The following is a 17,223-nucleotide window of genomic DNA, read 5'->3' on the forward strand; positions in this document are numbered from 1 at the left end:
TCATCAAGGCATGCAGCAACCACCAACAAAAACCCTTCACCAACAAAACAAAATGCTCAAAACAGACACCCCTGATTCTTCGCAAACCCGGCCCGGTACTGCGTCAAATCCAACTCCGTCCGCGCCCGGTTAAGCCCCAACTTGCGGCAAGTGGCCGCAAAACGCTGTCGCAACATATCGGCCCACAAGCCCGTGCCCTTCATCCGCGTAGCAAAGTCACTGGCGTAGACCTTGCCCGCAGCGCGCTGGGCCGGGTCCAGCGCATGCAGGTCCTGCACCCGGGCCATCACCCGCGCCGCGCGCTGCGGGTAGTGCAGCTCCAGCCACTCTCGGAACAGGGGGTCCAGCTCCCACGGCAGGCGCAGCACGGTGTAGAAGGCGCTGGTGGCCCCGGCCTCGTGCGCGGCCTGCAGCACCTGCTCCATGTCTTCGGTGATGAAGGGGATCTGCGGCGCCACGCTCACCCCCACGGGGATGCCCGCCTCGGCCAGCGTGCGGATGGTGCGCAGGCGCCGGTGGGGTGCTGCGGCGCGCGGCTCCATGCGGCGCGCCAGGGCGGCGTCGAGCGTGGTGATGGTGACGTACACGGCCGTCAGGCGCTGCGCGGCCAGCGGGGCGAGCAGGTCGAGGTCGCGCTCCACCCCGGCGGACTTGGTGATCAGCGAGAACGGGTGGCGCATGTCGCGCATCACCTCGATCAGGCTGCGCGTGAGTTTCAGCTCGCGCTCCACGGGCTGGTAGCAGTCGGTGGCCGAGCCGATGTTGATGAGGCGCGGCACATGGCTGGCCCGGCCCAGCTCATCGCGCAGCAGTGCGGCAATGTTGTGCTTGGCGATGATCTGCGTTTCGAAATCAAGCCCCGGCGACATATTGAGGTAGCTGTGCGTGGGCCGCGCGTAGCAGTAGACGCAGCCATGCTCACAGCCCCGGTAGGGGTTGACCGAGAGCTCGAAGAAAATGTCCGGCGAGTCGTTGGCGCAGATGGCGCTCTTGGCTGTCTCCAGATGCACCTGGGTGGTGAGTGGCGCGGGTTGTTCGTCGCCCTCTTCCACATACACCTCCCAGCCATCGTCCACCACCTCGCGCGTGTCGCGCACGAAGCGGTGCGCCAGGGCCGTGGCCGCGCCCCGGCCGCGCACCGCCTGCAGGGGGATGCGCACCTCCTGCATCACCTGGGGGGCGTTGTCGTCGGGTGGTCGGGGCGGGGCGGGCATGGAGGGGGAACCGGGTCGGCTTCAAGGAAGCGCTGCCGAATACTGTGTTTTTACACAGTTATCCTACCCGATTGCCGCTGGCGTGTCTTGCCGCTTACAAACCCCGCGCCGCAGGCACCGAACCCCTTCCCTTTCTTTTCTACGCCCAGGCCGTTGCCCATGCATCGGCCATGGCGGGCGTGTGGTAGCAGGCGGCCTCAAAGCTCTTGGTACAGACGGCGCGCTCGAGCAGCTGGATGTCCGCCTCATGCTGGCGCGCTACATGCACGTCCTCGAAGAAGAGCACCTTGTCGCAGCGCTGGTCCAGCACCAGCTCGGCGATCTGCGCGTCACCCCCCAGCGGGCCGCTGCGCAGGGGCTGCACCCACGGCAGGTCGCGCGGCCAGCCGCGCGACCAGGCCATCTCGTTGAGCCTGCCGCCCGTGGTGCCGGTGGCAAAGCGCTCCTGCGTCTGCGAGAGCAGGTCGAAATGGCGAAAGGCGAAGTCCACCATGGCGGACTTCAAGGCGTCGTGGGCGATCAGCGCGACGGATTGCTTGTCGATGGAGGACACCATCGCCGGCGGGCGCTCGCGCAGCGAGACCCCGGCCTGCAGCGCCGCCTCCACGGCCACCCATTCGATGGCAGCGGCCACCGTGAGCAGCAGCGGCTTGCCGTGCGAGATGCACTGGCGCTTGAGGGCCTGCGCCTCGGGGTACAGGGACGAAGGGTCGAGCGGGTCCAGCAGGTAGATGGCACCGGCCAGTTCCTGTTCGGGGTGCACGCCCCCGGCAATGCGCGATACCACGCGCATCACCCCGCCCTCGCGCCCGTAGGGCAGGCGCACGAGGTGCGGAAAGTGGTTGGCCAGGGCATGTTGCTCGATGGCGTCGGCGCAGCCGCCGACGGCGGCGATGCCGAGCTGGAGTTCGGCCAGGGCCGGCCGCGACGCGGCGGCCCATTGGGCCAGGCCGCCGTCGGCGGTCGAGCGGTGCAGGCGGTGTGCGGCCAGGCCGAAGGTTCGTGGGGGAAGTGTTGTCGTCACCATGTACTCCGAATTCGCATGCCAGTCTAACGCCCGCCTTGGCGGCACTACTCCTTGAACAGCCCCTCGATCACCCCGCGCAGCCACTGGTTGCCCGGGTCGGCCTCGAAGCGTTTGCTCCAGTGCAGCGACACGGTGAAGTCGCGCAGCGGCAGCGCGGGCTCGATGACGGTGTAGCCGCCCGCTGCCGCAAAGCCGCGCGCGATGTTGCGCGGCATGACCACGGCGAGATCCGTGCCGCGCACGATGGAGGGCAGCACCATGAAGTGCTCGGTGGTCAGGCGCAGCCGGTCTTCGAGCTGCAGCAGGGCCAGGATGCGCAGCGTGTCTGAGTGCGAGCGCACGGCCACGAATTCGAGCTGGCGCAGGTCGTCGAGCAGGGCCGCGCCGCTGCGCCGGCGCCGTGCAAAGGGGTGGCCTTCGCGCAGCAGCACGATGTAGCGGTCACCCAGCAACTGCACGCGCTGCGTGTCCTTCACGGCGGGCAAAAAGCCGAAGGCGAAGTCGATGCGACCGCTGTCGAGCAGGGGCGCGATCTGCTCGCGCGGCACGGGCAGGGTTTCGAGCCGCACGCCGGGCGCCTGCTGGCGCAGTGCGAGCATGAGGTCTGGCAAAAAGCGGCCCTCGCCGATGTCGCTCATGTGGATGCGGAACACCTTGCGCGACTGCAGGGGGTCGAACAGCGCGGATTCGTTGAGCGCCTGCTCCAGCGTGCCCAGGGCGCTGCGCACGGCGTCGGCCAGGCGGTCGGCCTTGGGGGTGGGCTGCACGCCACCGCCGGCGCGCACGAAGAGCGGGTCTTTGATCAGCAGGCGCAGCCGGGTGAGCGCCTGGCTGGCTGCGGGCTGCGTCAGGTCCATGAGCTCGGCCGCGCGGCTCACGCTGCGCGTGCGGTAGACCGCATCGAACAGGCGCAGCAGGTTGAGGTCGATGTCCTTGATATGCATTGGGCGAATACTGCTTAGTCACTTCATTGTATTGATGGATGTGCGGCGGGGGCCGAAGATCAGACCTTTCCACCTGCATTCCCACGCCCATGCTCCAGGCCCTTGACTCCCGCCCTGTCGGCACCGCCGCCACCGACCTGCGCCCTACCGTGCGCGAGGTGGTGCTCGACCTGCTGCGCGGCTTTCAGATCAACACCATCTTCGGCAACCCGGGTTCGACCGAGCTGCCGCTGTTCCTCGACTTCCCAAAGGACTTTCGCTACATCCTGGGCCTGCAGGAGGCGGTGGTGGTGGGCATGGCCGACGGCTATGCCCAGGCCACGCACAACGCGGCCTTCGTGAACCTGCACTCGGCGGCGGGCGTGGGCCATGCCATGGGCAATATCTTCACGGCGCACAAGAACCGCACGCCGATGGTGATCACGGCCGGGCAGCAGGCGCGCTCCATACTGCCGTTCGACCCCTTTCTGTTCTCGGGCCAGGCCACGGAGCTGCCCAAGCCCTACGTGAAGTGGAGCATCGAGCCCGCGCGCGCCGAGGACGTGCCGCTGGCCATTGCCCGCGCCTACTACATCGCCATGCAGCAGCCGCGCGGGCCGGTGCTGGTGTCCATCCCCGCGGACGACTGGGACAAGCCCTGCGAGCCGCTGGCGGCACGCACCGTGAGCACCGAGACCCGGCCCGAGCCGCGCGTGCTGGGCGCCATTGGCGACGCGCTCGACGCAGCAGAGCGCCCGGTGTTCGTCGTCGGCGCGGCGGTGGACCGCGATGGCGCCTGGGACGATGTGCTGGCGCTGGCCGAGCGGCACAACGCGGCCGTGTGGATCGCCCCCATGTCGGGGCGCTGCGGCTTTCCGCAGGACCACCGGCTGTTTGCCGGCGTGCTGCCGGCCATGCGCGAGAAGATCGTGGCGCTGCTGGGTGGGCACGACCTGGTGTTCGCACTCGGTGCCGCCGCCTTCACCTACCACGTGGAGGGCCACGGCCCGCACGTGCCGCCTGGTGCGCAGTTGGTGCAGCTGATCGAAGACCCCGGCACGGCGGCCTGGACGCCCGAGGGCACCTCGGCCGTGGGCGGCGTGCGCCTGGGCGTGCAGGACCTGCTGGCACGCCCTGCTCCACCCACACTGTCCTCGCGCACCGCGCCACCGCTGCGGGCAGCGCGCCCGCGCGCCGAGCCCTCGGCGCTGATGAGCGTTCCCTACGTGATGCAGACCCTGGCGGAGGTGCGCGACGCACTGTCCATCGTGGTGGAAGAGGCGCCCAGCTCGCGTGCCGCCATGCATGCCTACCTGCCCATACTGCACAGCGAAACCTTCTACACCATGTGCAGCGGCGGCCTGGGCTATGCCATGCCAGCCGCCGTGGGCGTGGCGCTGGCCAAGCCGGGCAGCAAGGTCATCGGCCTGCTGGGTGATGGCTCGGCGATGTACTCCATCCAGGCGCTGTGGAGCGCCGCGCAGCTGCGCCTGCCCATCACCTTCATCATCCTGAAGAACCGGCGCTATGCGGCGCTGCAGGAGTTTGCGCCGACCTTCGGCTTCGGGCCGGACGACAAGCTCGAAGGCACGGAGCTGCCGGACCTCGACTTTCTGGCGCTGGCGCGCGGCCAGGGCTGCGATGCCGTGCAGGTGAGCGACGCAGCGCAGCTGCACCAGGTGCTGCGCGATGCGCTGGCGCACCCCCGGGCCATGCTGGTGGAGGTGGATGTGGCCTGAACAAGCCCCCTCTCATCGCAGCAAGCCAACCCAACAGACCCGGATGACCGGGCACCCCCGTTTTCGGAGACATGACCATGACGCACAAGAACGCATCCCAGCATCCCATTCTTCTTCGCCGCCGCCTGGCTGGCGCCCTCGCCCTGGCGGCGCTTGCAGGCGCCGCCCTGCTGCCCGCGGGCGCACGGGCCCAGGCCTATCCCGCCAAGCCCATCAAGGTGGTGGTGAACTTCCCGGCGGGCGGGGCGGCCGACCAGATCGCGCGCGCCGTGACGGTGCCGCTGCAGGCGGCACTGGGCCAGCCCGTGGTGGTGGAAAACCGGGGCGGCGCGGGCGGCAACATCGGCGGCGAGGCGGTGGCCAAGTCGCAGGCCGACGGCTATACGCTGCTCATGAGCTCGGGCGGCATGGTCTCGGTGAACCCGCACATCTACCCCAAGATGCCGTTCGACCCGGTGAAGGACCTGGTGCCCGTGGCCGCCGCGGCGCGCGTGCTGGTGTTCCTGGAGGTGCGGCCCACGCTGCCGGTGAACACCATCCAGGAGTTCCTGGCCTACCTCAAGGCCAACCCGGGCAAGGTGAGCTTCGGCACGCCGGGCAACGGCAGTTCGCCCCATCTGGCGGCCGAAATGCTCAAGAGCCAGGCCAACGTGTTCGCCGTGCATGTGCCGTACCGGGGCGCGGCGCCTGCCATGCAGGACCTGCTGGGCGGGCAGGTGGATTTCATGTTCGACCCGGGCATCGGCCTGCAGCACGTGAAGGCCAACAAGCTGCGCCTGCTGGCCGTGGGCAGCGCCAAGCGCTCGCCCCTGTTCCCCGATGTGCCCACGCTGGACGAGGTGGGGTTGAAGGGCTTTGACGCCGACACCCTGTTCGGCTTCTATGCGCCTGCGGGCACGCCCGCCGAGGTGGTGACGAAACTCAACCGCGAGATCAACAAGATCCTGGCCACGGCCCCCGTGCAGGAGCGCATTGCCGCGCTGGGCGGCGAGCCCGCGCCCATGGCGCCCAAGGAGTTCCACGACCGAGCCATGAGCGACAGCAAGCGCTTTGGTGCCCTGATCAAGGCGCGCAACATCACCGGAGACTGATCTTGCGCGGTGGTGGTGCGGTGGTGGCGCGGCCACGCACCGACCCTGCCAATGCCCGCACGGTGCAGTGCGAGATTGCAGGCAAACCGGGCCTGCCGGCCTATAGTCCCGCCCTTTGCAACCACACCCTGCGAGGTACCCCATGGCGCGCAAGCCCCAGATCATCCTGTCGTCCCTGGACGTCGACCGCATCGAAGCCCTGCTGGCCGCCATTCCGGCCAGCGTCTTCCCCGGCAAGGCCGATCTGCAGGCCGAGATCGACCGCGCCGACGTGGTGGCGCCCGAGGACATCCCGCCGCATGTGGTGACGATGAACTCCACGGTGCAGTTCGCCATCGAGGAGACGGGCAAGGAGTTCTGCCTGACGCTGGTCTACCCGCGCGACATGGACGGCAGCGCGGACCGCCTGTCGATCTTCGCGCCCGTGGGCAGCGCCCTGCTGGGCCTGGCGGTGGGCGATGCACTGGTGTGGCCGGGCCCCGGCGGCAAGCCGATGACGGTGCGGGTGAAGGCGATCCTGTACCAACCCGAGGCTGCGGGCGAGCTGCACCGCTGATGCCTCTGCCAGGCACAGTTGCACATCCGCTGCAAATTGCAACAGGTGTTGCGTTGTCATGCCCTGCTGCGACAATCGGGGCCCATGACAGCGCCCCCGCACCTGCCCGACGAGCCCAACGCCCCGGCAACGGCGCTGGCGGCCGCGCCCCCTGAGTTCGACCCAGACTCCACCACCGCCTTCCAGCAGCGCATGGAGCGGGCCCCCGAATGGTTCTGCTCCTTCCTGGCGGGCAACATCCGCGAGAAGAGCCGCTTGAAGCGCGAGATGGCCACCATGAAGGGATCGGTGGCCTGGCTGATGAAGCAGCGTCGCCAGGGCAACTGGACCGCCGAGGAGCGCGACCAGTTGCGCGATGTGATGCGCTCGGCCTCGTCGGTCAGCCCCTACCTGTTCATCTGGGTGATTCCCGGCTCGATGCTGCTGCTGCCCTTTATGGCCTGGTTCCTGGACAAGCAGCGCAAGCGGCGTGAGGGACTGCCACCTGTCTGACGGCCCCACCGTGCAGCCACCGCACGGCGTGCTGCGCCTGTTCCACTTCAGCGAAAACCCCGGCATCAGGCTTTTCGAGCCGCGCCCGGTTCGCACGCCATCGGCACGCCGCCCTGGCCAGGAATGGCTCAACGGGCCGCTGGTCTGGGCCATTGCGCAGGACCACCAGCGGCTGTACCTCTTCCCGCGCGAGTGCCCGCGCATCGTGGTCTGGCCGTGCCAGGCATCCAGCCCGGCCGATCGGGATCAATGGCTGGGCAGCATGCAGCCCGGCACCCGGGCTGTCGCATTCATCGAGACGGCCTGGGCAGAACGCGTGGGCACAGGGCACACCTACCGCTATGAGTTGCCGGCCTGCTCGTTCGAAAGCCTGGAGGACGTCGGCATGTTCGTGAGCCGCCAGGCGGTGCACCCGGTGGCACGGGAAATGGTGGTGGATCTGCCGGGCGCGTTGTGCGATAGCCAGACCGAGTTGCGTGTCGTGGATTCACTGGCGCCCCTGAAAACTGTGTGGCAGAGCACGCTGCATGCCAGCGGGATCCGGTTGCGCAACGCCGCAGGCTGGGCCTGACGAGCCGGCGGCCCATGTGCAGCGCCGCTGGCTATGCCCAGTGGCTGCTGACAGCGACCAGCATGCCCGCCCCGACCAGCCCGGCCTGCCAGCGCAATGCCATCGACCAGGTGGGCACATGGCGCTCCACCCGCTGGTAGAGTTCGCGCCCGGCCATCAGCGACAGGGTGAAGGCCAGCGCCATGCCCAGTGCGTTGACCACGGGAGACTCGGGGAACAGGTGGCCCACGACCGCGTTGACCAGCAAGCACACGGCGAAGTGCACGAGGAAGACCGAGTACGACATCTGGCCCAGCCGGACCAGCGGCGCCACGCCCTGCCACTGGCGCAGCCGCGCCGAGCGCAAGGCCGCCACCAGCAGCACGGAAGCCACCAGCGCCAGGGCGATGCGGCCGCGGTGTTCCATGGCCAGGGCGGTGCCGCCCAGCAGCACCATGAGCGCCAGCCAGCCCGTGGCGCGCGGGGACTTCACGGCCCAGTAGGCCATCATGCCCAGCCCGTACGAGCCGAAGAAGTACCAGCCCCACATGTCGAGCGAACTGTCAAGATTGAACACCCACAGCGAGGTGGCCGTGAGCGCCACCAGCAGGCTTTTGCCGATCACGGGTCCGTTGCGGCGCGCCCAGCCACCAGGCAACGCCCGAACGGCGGCCCAGACGAGCACGCTGAGCACGAACAGCTGGAAGTCGATGGCCACGTACCAGACGCCGGCCGAGAGGGCATCCTCGCCCACGATGTCCTGCAGCAGGAGCGCATTGGCCAGCAATTGCGCGAGCGTGGGCTCGTCGGGCACGGAGTGGTGGTCCATCCACGACCGCACCAGCGCCGACACCAGCACCGCCAGCAGCAGTGCCACCGCATAAGGCACCACGAGCCGCACGAAGCGCTTGGTGATCACCGCCCCGGCGCTGTCGAAGCGGGCCACGCCCTGCGGGGCCAGGCTGGCGGCCGCCAGGTAGCCCCCCAGCACCAGGAACACCTGCACCGCCATGCGCCCATAGTCGTACAGCCAGGCCATCAGCCACGGCGCCAGCGGCGCGGCGATGTCGGACATCGGGCCGTAGAAGGCCAGGTGGTGGCAGACGATGGCGGCGCACGCCAACCCCTTGACCATGTCGATCAGGGGGGTGCGGGAGGTGGCGGAAGGCATGGGTAAACGAATAAGGCGGCGGCGGTTGACACTCCCGCCAATGCGGGTAAACCCCCTATTGTCGCTTGTTACAGAAACTGGTGCTGTCGCGTCTGCATTCTTCAGGCGATTGCCCGGCACAAGCGTTTCCCGAATTTTCAGTAATTACTGAAAATTCAATAAATAAGGAGCACAATGTGGCCCATGACCTATGTCAAACACCTCCCTCCTCTGAACCGCCAGTTCGTGGCCCACTTCGGTGAAATGGGCAGCCGCTGGGGCATCAACCGCACCGTGGGGCAGATGTATGCCCTGATCTTCCTGTCGCCGCGCCCGCTCAATGCGGACGAGATCGCCGAAACGCTGGAGTTCTCGCGCTCCAACGTCAGCATGGGGCTCAAGGAGCTGCAGGCCTGGCGCCTGGTGAAGCTGAGCCACCAGCCGGGCGACCGGCGTGAATACTTCGAGGCACCCAAGGATGTGTGGGAGATCTTCCGTGTGCTGGCCGAGGAACGCCGCCGCCGCGAGATCGAACCCACGCTGTCCATGCTGCGCATGGCGCTGCTCGAAGAACCCGGCTCCGAGGAGGAGCGCCATGCCCAGCAGCGCATGCGCGAGATGCACGAGCTGATTGACAGGCTGATGACCTGGTTCGACGATGTGCAGCGGCTGGCGCCCGAGACGGCGATGCAGTTGATGGGCATGGGCACGGCCGTCACCCGGGTGCTCGAATTCAAGGACCGCCTGACCGGCAAGGGCGGCAGCACGGGCAAGGACAAGGGGGTTTGACCATGGACGCTTTCACCCTGTCGCGCATCCAGTTCGCGGCGAACATCAGCTTTCACATCCTGTTTCCCACCATCACCATCGCGCTGTGCTGGTTCCTGGTGTTCTTTCGGCTACGCCACGGGGCCACGCGCGGCACGCCCGCCGCGCTGGGCTGGGAGCAGGCCTACTACTTCTGGACCAAGGTGTTCGCGCTGAGCTTTGCGCTGGGCGTGGTCTCGGGCATCACCATGAGTTTTCAGTTCGGCACCAACTGGCCGGGCTTCATGGAGCAGGTGGGCAATATCGCCGGGCCGCTGCTGGGTTATGAGGTGCTCACGGCCTTCTTTCTGGAGGCGTCGTTCCTGGGCATCATGCTGTTCGGCCGGGGCCGCGTGTCCGACCGAGTGCACCTGGCGGCCACGCTGATGGTGGCCTTTGGCACCACGCTCTCGGCCTTCTGGATCCTGAGCCTGAACTCATGGATGCAGACACCTGCGGGCTACGAGACCATCGATGGCAAGTTCCATGCGGTGGACTGGCTGGCCATCGTGTTCAACCCCTCCTTCCCCTACCGGCTGGGCCACAAGCTGCTGGCGTCGGCCCTCACGGCGGGCTTCCTGATCGCGGGGGTGAGTGCCTGGCAACTGCTCAAGGGCACGGCCACCGATGGCACACGCAAGGCACTGCGCACGGCCATCACGGCGGTGGCCATCGTGATCCCGCTGCAAATCTTCATGGGCGACCTGCATGGTCTGAACACGCTGGAACACCAGCCCGCCAAGATCGCCGCCATCGAAGGCATCTGGCACACCGAGAAGGGCGCTGCGCTCACGCTGTTCGGCCTGCCCAACGAGAAGGAAGGCCGCACGGACTACGCCATCCAGATCCCCAAGGCCGCCAGCCTGATCCTGGCGCACGACATCGATGCCGAGCTCAAGGGGCTCAACGATTTTCCAGGTGCGCACCCGCCCGTGGCGCCGGTGTTCTGGGGCTTTCGCGTGATGGTGGGCATGGGCATGCTGATGCTGGCCGTGGCCTGGTGGGGCGCGTTCATGCTGTGGCGCCGCCGCGGGCAGGACCTGAGCACCCTGCCCCGCCTGCTGCTGGGTACCCTGGTGGGCATGACGTTCTCGGGCTGGGTGGCCACGCTGGCCGGCTGGTACGTGACGGAGATCGGCCGCCAGCCCTTTCTGGTCTATGGCCTGTTCCGCACGGCGGACGCCGTGGCCCAGCACCCGCCCGGGATGGTGGCCGGCACGCTGGTGGCCTACCTCACTGTGTATGTGCTGCTGCTGGTGGCCTACATCGGCGTGATCAAGTACATGGCCGAGCACTCGACCATGCCCACCGCGGCCGTGGCGCCCCCAGCACCGCAAGCCATCTGAGGAGCAACACCATGGACATGACCTGGGCCACGGCCCTTCCGCTGATCTTCATGGCCGTCATGGGGCTGGCACTGCTGGCCTACGTGGTGCTGGACGGCTACGACCTGGGCGTGGGCATTCTGCTGCCCTTTGCCTCCGATGCCGAAAAGGACGTGATGGTCGCCAGCATCGGCCCCTTCTGGGACGCCAACGAGACCTGGCTGGTGCTGGGCGTGGGCGTGCTGCTGATCTGCTTTCCCAAGGCCCACGGCATGGTGCTGTCGGCCCTGTACCTGCCGGTGGCGGTGATGCTGGTGGGGCTGATCCTGCGCGGCGTGGCCTTCGACTTCCGCGTGAAGGCGCGCGACTCGCACAAGGCCACCTGGAACCGCCTGTTCGCAGCCGGCTCGCTGGTCACCACGCTGGCCCAGGGCTGGATGCTGGGCGCCTACATCACCGGCTTGCAGAACGACACCTGGGGCCTGCTGTTCTCGGCGGGCATCGCGCTCACGCTGCCGGCGGCCTACGCCATGCTGGGCGTGGGCTGGCTCATCATGAAGACCGAGGGTGACCTGCAGCACAAGGCCCTGGCCTGGGGCCGCAAGGTGCTGTGGCCCATGGGCGCGGCGCTGGCCGGCATCTCGCTGGCCACGCCGCTGGTGAGCCACACGGTGTTTGCCAAATGGTTCGTGCTGCCCGAGCTGTTTGCGCTGCTGCCCATACCGCTGGCCTGCGTGGGCGCGTTCTTCGCCATCCGCCATGTGCTGCACACGCCGCGCGTGGTGCAGGCCGGCTACGGCTGGATCGTGTTCGTGGCCACGGTGGTGGTGTTCGTGCTGGCCTTCTTTGGGCTGGCCTACAGCATCTACCCGTTCATCGTGATCGACCGCCTCACGGTGTGGGAGGCGGCCAGCGCCACTGAGTCGCTGGTGGTGATCGGGATCGGTGTGGCGATCACGCTGCCGGTGATCATCGTCTACACGGTCTTCATGTACCGGGTGTTCTGGGGCAAGGCGCGGGAGCTGACGTACGGGCTGTGAGCGCCGGTTCACGCCTCAATACCTGAGGCTGCCCTCGGCATCCACGATAGCCAGCTCCACATAGGTCGAGCCGTTGTGGTTCTTGGGCGAATATTTCACGTTGAAGCGCCCGAACGAGATTTCGCCGGCCTCTTCCATGGCGCGGGTGAAGGATTCGGTGCTCAGGTTGCGCCCGGCGCGGCGCAAGCCCTCGACCAGCAGGCGCGCATGCACGAAGCCCTCAAATTGCGAGGCCGAGGGTTGCGCGCCCGGCGACTTGGCGCGCAGCAGCGCCAGGTACTCGGCGACCACCGGCACGGTGGTGCTGCGCAGCGAGGGCATGATCTGCGCGAGGATGATGCCGCGCGCCTTCTCCTTGAGCTCGCGCTGGATCACGTCCATGCTGGCAACCGAAAAGCCGTAGTACGTGGGCCGCGCCGAGGTGGCTTGCACGCCCTTGATGTAGTGGGTGAAGGTGGTGCCCGCCGTGGCCACGATCACGGCCTGCGGCTGGGCCTTTTCAGTGGCCTGGCCGGCGGCGGCAAAATCGGGCTGCTTGGGATCGACCTTGATCTCGGCCACGAAGGGGAGCTTTTCCTGCGCGGAGGCCTTCTTGAGTTCGGCCAGCAAGGTCTTGCCCAGTCCGTCGTCCTGGTAGAACACGGCCACCCGGTCCATGCCCTGCTGGCGCAGTTGCGAGACGATCTTCTGCGCCTCGCTGGCATAGCCTGCACGCACATGGAACACATGGGGGTTGAAGCTCTCGCGGAACACCGAGGCGCCGGTGACGGGGCCGAACAGCAGGGTGCGGTGCTCCTGGATCAGCGGCAGGATGGCGGCCGTCTGCGCGGTGCCGGTGCTGTTGTAGACCATGAAGACCTTGTCGGTCTCGAGCAGCTTGCGCGTGTTCTCCACCGCCTTTTGCGCGTCGAAGGCATCGTCGAGCGTGGTGTAGCGGATCATGCGGCCGTGCACGCCGCCCTGGGCATTGACGGCGTCGAACAGCAGCCGCGAACCCTCGCCATACTGCGCGGTCTGGGGGCCGAGCGGGCCCGAGAGCACGGCCGAGGCACCGAGCCGTATCTCGTCCGGCGTCACGCCCTCATTGCGGGCATGGCACAGCCCGGCCGCGCCCAGCGCGGCCAGCAACACAAGTATCCGAAGCATGTCGTCCCCCAGCTTGCCAATGATGATCGACCAGGCCCACTGCCCTGCGGTCCATTTGGTTATTGATCATCATTATCTGCAGGCCCGCGACCCATGCCCTAGGGGTTAGCCCTTCCACCGCAGCCCGCGGGGAAGCCAGCCACGGTTCAGAGTGCAAGGCGAGCGCGGGCGGCCTGGTATTCGCTGCGCAGGCGAGCCACGAGCTCGGCGGTGCTGGTCACGGCGTCGATGGCGCCGATGCCCTGGCCGCAGCCCCAGATGTCCTTCCAGGCCTTCTTGGCGTCGCCGCCGAAGTTCATCTTGCTCGGGTCGGATTCGGGCAGGTTGTCCGGGTCCATGCCGGCGGCGCGGATCGAGGGCGCCAGGTAGTTGCCGTGCACGCCGGTGAAGAGGTTGCTGTAGACGATGTCGTCGGACGTGCCGGCCACGATGGCCTGCTTGTATTCGTCGCTGGCGCGCGCTTCGTGCGTGGCGATGAAGGCCGAGCCGATGTAGCCGAAGTCGGCGCCCATGGCCTGTGCGGCCAGCACCGCATCGCCGCTGGCGATGGCGCCGCTGAGCGCGATGGGGCCGTCGAACCACTGGCGGATTTCCTGAATCAGGGCGAACGGGCTCTTCACGCCCGCATGGCCGCCGGCACCGGCGGCCACGGCGATCAGGCCGTCGGCGCCCTTCTCGATGGCCTTGTGCGCGAACTTGTTGTTGATGATGTCGTGCAGCACGATGCCGCCCCAGGCATGCACCGCCTGGTTCACGTCCTCGCGCGCGCCCAGGCTGGTGATGATGATCGGCACCTTGTACTTGGCGCAGACCTGCATGTCGTGCTCCAGCCGGTCATTGCTCTTGTGCACGATCTGGTTGATGGCGAAGGGCGCGGCCGGCCTGTCGGGGTTGGCCTTGTTGTAGGCCGCCAGCGTCTCGGTGATCTCGGCCAGCCATTCGTCGAGCAGCTCGGCGGGGCGCGCGTTGAGCGACGGCATGGAACCCACCACGCCGGCCTTGCACTGCTCGATCACGAGCTTGGGGTTGCTGATGATGAACAGCGGCGAGCCGATGACGGGCAGCGAGAGGTTCTGCAATGCGGGGGGCAGCTTGGACATGGCGGGTTCGTTCCAGGTTGAAGGATGGATGAATGGATCAGATTCTTGAGGGGCGCAGGACCCACGCGCACAGCGCGCCGGCCCTGCTTGTCTCCCCCGTGCGCTCAGAAGGAATCGAGCGCCAGCTCCGTCACGCTGTCGGCGCCTTCGACGATGCTGTCGCGCAGGCCCGGCGCCTTGACCAGGATGTGCTCGGCGTAGAACTGCGCCGTGGTGATTTTTGCCTGCATGAAGGCGCTGTCCTGTCCCTTGTGCAACAGCGCCTGCGCCACCAGCAGGCTGCGCGCCAGTTGCCAGCCGGCCACCAGGTTGCCCGCCAGCATGAGGTAGGGCACGCTGCCGGCGAACACGGCGTTGGGCGAGGTCTTGGTGCCGCCGGCAACGAAGTCCACCACGTCAAGGAAGGCCTGGCGTGCGGCCGTGAGGCGGCGCGCCACGGCCTTGGCGGCAGGGGTGCCGTTGGCCAGCAGTTCGGCTTCGGTCTTCTCGATCTGTGCGGCAATGCCCTTGGCGGTCTGGCCGCCGTCGCGCGCGGTCTTGCGGCCCACGAGGTCATTGGCCTGGATGGCGGTGGTGCCTTCGTAGATGGTGAGGATCTTGGCGTCGCGGTAGTACTGGGCGGCGCCCGTTTCCTCGATGAAGCCCATGCCGCCATGCACCTGCACCCCGAGGCTGGTGACTTCCAGGCTCATCTCGGTGCTGTAACCCTTGACCAGCGGCACCATGAATTCGTAGAACGCGGCATTCTGCTTGCGCGCATCGGCATCGGGGTGGTGGTGCGCGGCGTCGTAGGCAGCGGCAGCCACGGTGGCCATGGCGCGGCAGCCCTCGGTGTAGGCGCGCATGGTCATGAGCATGCGGCGCACATCGGGGTGGTGGATGATGGGCGCGCTGGCGGCAATGGAGCCGTCCACGGGGCGGCTTTGCACACGGTCTTTCGCATAGCCCACGGCCTTCTGGTAGGCACGCTCGGCAATCGCGATGCCCTGCACGCCCACGGCGTAGCGTGCGGCGTTCATCATGATGAACATGTATTCGAGGCCGCGGTTCTCCTGGCCCACGAGGTAGCCTACGGCACCGCCATGGTCGCCGAACTGCAGCACGGCCGTGGGGCTGGCCTTGATGCCGAGCTTGTGCTCGATGCTCACGCAGTGCGCGTCGTTGCGCGCGCCCAGGCTGCCGTCGGCGTTGACCAGGAACTTGGGGCAAACGAACAGGCTGATGCCCTTGACGCCCTCGGGCGCGCCCTGCACACGGGCCAGCACCAAGTGCACGATGTTGGCGGCCATGTCGTGCTCGCCATAGGTGATGAAGATCTTGGTGCCGAAGACCTTGTAGCCGCCGTCCGGCTGGGGTTCGGCACGCGTGCGCACCAGGGCCAGGTCGGAGCCGGCCTGGGGCTCGGTGAGGTTCATGGTGCCGGTCCACTCGCCGGTCACCAGCTTTTCAAGGTAGGTGGCCTTGAGCTCATCGCTGCCGGCCGTGAGCAGCGCCTCGATGGCGCCGTCGGTCAGCAGCGGGCACAGCGCGAAGCTCATGTTGGCGCTGTTGCACATCTCGATGCAGGCGGCGCCGATGGTCTTGGGCAGGCCCTGGCCACCAAAGTCGGCCGGGTGCTGCAGGCCCTGCCAGCCGCCCTCGCCATACTGGCGAAAGGCGTCCTTGAAGCCGGGGGTGGTGGTGACCACGCCGTCCTTCCAGCTCGACGGGTTCTTGTCACCCTCGAAGTTCAGCGGAGCCAGCACGCCCTCGTTGAACTTGGCGCACTCTTCGAGCACGGCCTGGGCGGTGTCGAGGCCCGCGTCTTCGAAGCCGGGAATCTGTGCGATCTGTTCAATGTTGGCCAGGTGCTCGATATCGAACAGCATGTCCTTGACGGGGGCGGTGTAGCTCATGGATGTCTCCGGGAAAAATTCTCAAAAAAAAGGCACCGCGAACGATGCCTTTCAGTGCCTGGGCCACAGGGAACGCAGCCTCAGAACACGTGTTTACAAGGCCTTGACCAGCTCCGGCACAGCGGTAAACAAGTCCGCCTCCAGCCCATAGTCCGCCACACTGAAGATCGGCGCCTCCGCATCCTTGTTGATCGCCNACCCGCAGCGATGTACAGCTGCGGCGCCACGATCTTGCCCGTCTGGCCCACTTGCCAGTCGTTCGGTGCATAGCCCGCATCCACCGCAGCGCGGCTGGCTCCGAGGGCGGCACCCAGCTTGTCGGCCAGCGGGGTCATCACTTCGTCGAACTTTTCCTTGCTGCCCAAAGCCCGGCCACCGGAGACGATGATCTTGGCGGCGGTCAGCTCGGGGCGGTCGCTCTTGGCGATCTCGCTGCCCACGAAGGTGCTCTTGCCCGTATCCGCCGTGGCGGCGGAGGTTTCGGTGGCGGCACTGCCACCGGATGCTGCTGCCGGGTCAAAGCCCGTGGTGCGCACGGTGATGACCTTGGTGGCGTCGCTGCTCTGCACGNGGGGGAGATGACCTTGGTGATGTCGCTGATCTGCGCGACATCGAGCTTGGCGGCCACGCGGGGGGCCACGTTCTTGCCGCTGGCGGTGGCGGGGAACAGGATGTGGCTGTAGTTGGCAGCAATGGCCAGCACCTGGGCAGCCACGTTCTCGGCCAGGCCGTGTTCCAGGCCGGGGGCATCGGCATGGATGACCTTGGCCACACCCGCGATTTGTGCGGCGGATTGGGCTGCAGATCCGGCATTGTGGCCGGCGATCAGCACATGGACGTCACCGCCGCAGGCAATGGCGGCGGTCACGGTGTTCAGGGTGGCGCCCTTGATGGCGGCGTTGTCGTGTTCGGCAATAACGAGTACGGTCATTTGCTTGTTCTCCTTATTGTTCAGATGACTTTGGCTTCGTTCTTGAGCTTGTCGACAAGGGCGGCCACGTCGGCCACCTTGACGCCGGCACCGCGCTTGGCAGGTTCCGTGACCTTCAGGGTCTTGAGGCGGGGAGTCACATCCACACCGAGGTCTTCGGGCTTGACAATATCCAGCTGCTTCTTCTTGGCCTTCATGATGTTGGGCAAGGTGACGTAGCGGGGCTCGTTCAGGCGC

General features: G+C 67.2%; 15 protein-coding genes and 4 pseudogenes. 8 read left to right on the forward strand and 11 right to left on the reverse strand.

What is annotated here, in order from left to right; genetic code table 11:
• Window positions 1-56 precede the first annotated feature (56 nt).
• The 3 genes from ASE28_RS07445 to ASE28_RS07455 all read right to left on the reverse strand — a co-directional run bounded on the left by ASE28_RS07445 (window position 57) and on the right by ASE28_RS07455 (window position 3,185).
• Complete coding sequence (locus ASE28_RS07445; RefSeq protein WP_057266130.1) at window positions 57-1,169, reverse strand: PA0069 family radical SAM protein; 1,113 nt, start codon at window positions 1,167-1,169, stop codon at window positions 57-59.
• A 184-nt stretch (window positions 1,170-1,353) separates the two neighbouring features.
• A complete protein-coding gene (locus ASE28_RS07450; protein ID WP_235516067.1) occupies window positions 1,354-2,238 on the reverse strand; it encodes a methylglyoxal synthase in 885 nt (294 codons plus the stop codon).
• A gap of 47 nt (window positions 2,239-2,285) precedes the next feature.
• Complete coding sequence (locus ASE28_RS07455) at window positions 2,286-3,185, reverse strand: LysR family transcriptional regulator (protein ID WP_057265894.1); 900 nt, start codon at window positions 3,183-3,185, stop codon at window positions 2,286-2,288.
• A gap of 89 nt (window positions 3,186-3,274) precedes the next feature.
• On the opposite strand from ASE28_RS07455, the gene mdlC reads away from it, so the two are divergent.
• The 5 genes from mdlC to ASE28_RS07480 all read left to right on the forward strand — a co-directional run bounded on the left by mdlC (window position 3,275) and on the right by ASE28_RS07480 (window position 7,613).
• Window positions 3,275-4,903 (forward strand): benzoylformate decarboxylase, encoded by a 1,629-nt coding sequence (gene mdlC, locus ASE28_RS07460; RefSeq protein WP_057265896.1) that lies wholly within the window; start codon window positions 3,275-3,277, stop codon window positions 4,901-4,903.
• 77 nt (window positions 4,904-4,980) lie between these two features.
• Entirely contained in the window at window positions 4,981-5,994 is a 1,014-nt protein-coding gene (locus tag ASE28_RS07465; RefSeq protein ID WP_057266132.1) for a tripartite tricarboxylate transporter substrate binding protein, read from the forward strand.
• 142 nt (window positions 5,995-6,136) lie between these two features.
• Window positions 6,137-6,550 carry a nucleoside diphosphate kinase regulator gene (gene rnk, locus ASE28_RS07470; protein ID WP_057199729.1) on the forward strand — a complete coding sequence of 138 codons (414 nt, stop codon included), beginning with the start codon at window positions 6,137-6,139 and terminating at the stop codon, window positions 6,548-6,550.
• Between the two features lie 84 nt (window positions 6,551-6,634).
• Entirely contained in the window at window positions 6,635-7,042 is a 408-nt protein-coding gene (locus ASE28_RS07475; RefSeq protein ID WP_057265898.1) for a hypothetical protein, read from the forward strand.
• Between the two features lie 10 nt (window positions 7,043-7,052).
• Complete coding sequence (locus ASE28_RS07480) at window positions 7,053-7,613, forward strand: DUF6886 family protein (protein ID WP_235516068.1); 561 nt, start codon at window positions 7,053-7,055, stop codon at window positions 7,611-7,613.
• Between the two features lie 31 nt (window positions 7,614-7,644).
• Here the strand turns inward: ASE28_RS07480 and ASE28_RS07485 are convergent, their stop codons facing one another.
• Window positions 7,645-8,763 (reverse strand): acyltransferase, encoded by a 1,119-nt coding sequence (locus ASE28_RS07485; protein WP_057265900.1) that lies wholly within the window; start codon window positions 8,761-8,763, stop codon window positions 7,645-7,647.
• A gap of 174 nt (window positions 8,764-8,937) precedes the next feature.
• On the opposite strand from ASE28_RS07485, the gene ASE28_RS07490 reads away from it, so the two are divergent.
• From ASE28_RS07490 to ASE28_RS07500, 3 genes are read left to right on the forward strand one after another with little or no spacing between them, the layout of a single operon-like run.
• Entirely contained in the window at window positions 8,938-9,531 is a 594-nt protein-coding gene (locus tag ASE28_RS07490; protein ID WP_057199726.1) for a GbsR/MarR family transcriptional regulator, read from the forward strand.
• Between the two features lie 2 nt (window positions 9,532-9,533).
• Complete coding sequence (locus ASE28_RS07495; RefSeq protein ID WP_057265903.1) at window positions 9,534-10,895, forward strand: cytochrome ubiquinol oxidase subunit I; 1,362 nt, start codon at window positions 9,534-9,536, stop codon at window positions 10,893-10,895.
• Between the two features lie 17 nt (window positions 10,896-10,912).
• Complete coding sequence (locus ASE28_RS07500; protein WP_369818131.1) at window positions 10,913-11,914, forward strand: cytochrome d ubiquinol oxidase subunit II; 1,002 nt, start codon at window positions 10,913-10,915, stop codon at window positions 11,912-11,914.
• 15 nt (window positions 11,915-11,929) lie between these two features.
• Here ASE28_RS07500 and ASE28_RS07505 read toward each other — a convergent pair whose 3' ends face one another.
• From ASE28_RS07505 to ASE28_RS07525, 7 genes and pseudogenes are all read right to left on the reverse strand, one after another.
• A complete protein-coding gene (locus tag ASE28_RS07505; RefSeq protein ID WP_057265905.1) occupies window positions 11,930-13,060 on the reverse strand; it encodes an ABC transporter substrate-binding protein in 1,131 nt (376 codons plus the stop codon).
• A 146-nt stretch (window positions 13,061-13,206) separates the two neighbouring features.
• Complete coding sequence (locus ASE28_RS07510; RefSeq protein ID WP_057199722.1) at window positions 13,207-14,160, reverse strand: nitronate monooxygenase family protein; 954 nt, start codon at window positions 14,158-14,160, stop codon at window positions 13,207-13,209.
• Between the two features lie 104 nt (window positions 14,161-14,264).
• Complete coding sequence (locus ASE28_RS07515) at window positions 14,265-16,055, reverse strand: acyl-CoA dehydrogenase (RefSeq protein ID WP_057265907.1); 1,791 nt, start codon at window positions 16,053-16,055, stop codon at window positions 14,265-14,267.
• 93 nt (window positions 16,056-16,148) lie between these two features.
• Window positions 16,149-16,251 (reverse strand): annotated as a pseudogene (locus ASE28_RS32865) (electron transfer flavoprotein subunit alpha/FixB family protein); the annotation flags it as partial.
• Between the two features lies 1 nt (window position 16,252).
• Window positions 16,253-16,625 (reverse strand): annotated as a pseudogene (locus tag ASE28_RS32870) (electron transfer flavoprotein subunit alpha/FixB family protein); the annotation flags it as partial.
• A gap of 1 nt (window position 16,626) precedes the next feature.
• A pseudogene (locus ASE28_RS32875) lies at window positions 16,627-16,986 on the reverse strand (electron transfer flavoprotein subunit alpha/FixB family protein); the annotation flags it as partial.
• Between the two features lie 20 nt (window positions 16,987-17,006).
• A pseudogene (locus ASE28_RS07525) lies at window positions 17,007-17,223 on the reverse strand (electron transfer flavoprotein subunit beta/FixA family protein); the annotation flags it as partial.

The organism is Acidovorax sp. Root219 (assembly GCF_001428665.1).
Taxonomy (GTDB): Bacteria; Pseudomonadota; Gammaproteobacteria; order Burkholderiales; family Burkholderiaceae_C; genus Acidovorax.

What these genes read in the sequence shown, in the direction of transcription:
- ASE28_RS07485 (WP_057265900.1), bottom strand. Translation starts at nt 8,763, where the DNA reads ATGCCTTCCGCCACCTCCCGCACCCCCCTGATCGACATGGTCAAGGGG.
- mdlC (WP_057265896.1), top strand. Translation starts at nt 3,275, where the DNA reads ATGCTCCAGGCCCTTGACTCCCGCCCTGTCGGCACCGCCGCCACCGAC.
- ASE28_RS07500 (WP_369818131.1), top strand. Translation starts at nt 10,913, where the DNA reads ATGACCTGGGCCACGGCCCTTCCGCTGATCTTCATGGCCGTCATGGGG.
- ASE28_RS07465 (WP_057266132.1), top strand. Translation starts at nt 4,981, where the DNA reads ATGACGCACAAGAACGCATCCCAGCATCCCATTCTTCTTCGCCGCCGC.
- rnk (WP_057199729.1), top strand. Translation starts at nt 6,137, where the DNA reads ATGGCGCGCAAGCCCCAGATCATCCTGTCGTCCCTGGACGTCGACCGC.
- ASE28_RS07505 (WP_057265905.1), bottom strand. Translation starts at nt 13,060, where the DNA reads ATGCTTCGGATACTTGTGTTGCTGGCCGCGCTGGGCGCGGCCGGGCTG.
- ASE28_RS07445 (WP_057266130.1), bottom strand. Translation starts at nt 1,169, where the DNA reads ATGCAGGAGGTGCGCATCCCCCTGCAGGCGGTGCGCGGCCGGGGCGCG.
- ASE28_RS07475 (WP_057265898.1), top strand. Translation starts at nt 6,635, where the DNA reads ATGACAGCGCCCCCGCACCTGCCCGACGAGCCCAACGCCCCGGCAACG.
- ASE28_RS07510 (WP_057199722.1), bottom strand. Translation starts at nt 14,160, where the DNA reads ATGTCCAAGCTGCCCCCCGCATTGCAGAACCTCTCGCTGCCCGTCATC.
- ASE28_RS07495 (WP_057265903.1), top strand. Translation starts at nt 9,534, where the DNA reads ATGGACGCTTTCACCCTGTCGCGCATCCAGTTCGCGGCGAACATCAGC.
- ASE28_RS07490 (WP_057199726.1), top strand. Translation starts at nt 8,938, where the DNA reads ATGTGGCCCATGACCTATGTCAAACACCTCCCTCCTCTGAACCGCCAG.
- ASE28_RS07515 (WP_057265907.1), bottom strand. Translation starts at nt 16,055, where the DNA reads ATGAGCTACACCGCCCCCGTCAAGGACATGCTGTTCGATATCGAGCAC.
- ASE28_RS07455 (WP_057265894.1), bottom strand. Translation starts at nt 3,185, where the DNA reads ATGCATATCAAGGACATCGACCTCAACCTGCTGCGCCTGTTCGATGCG.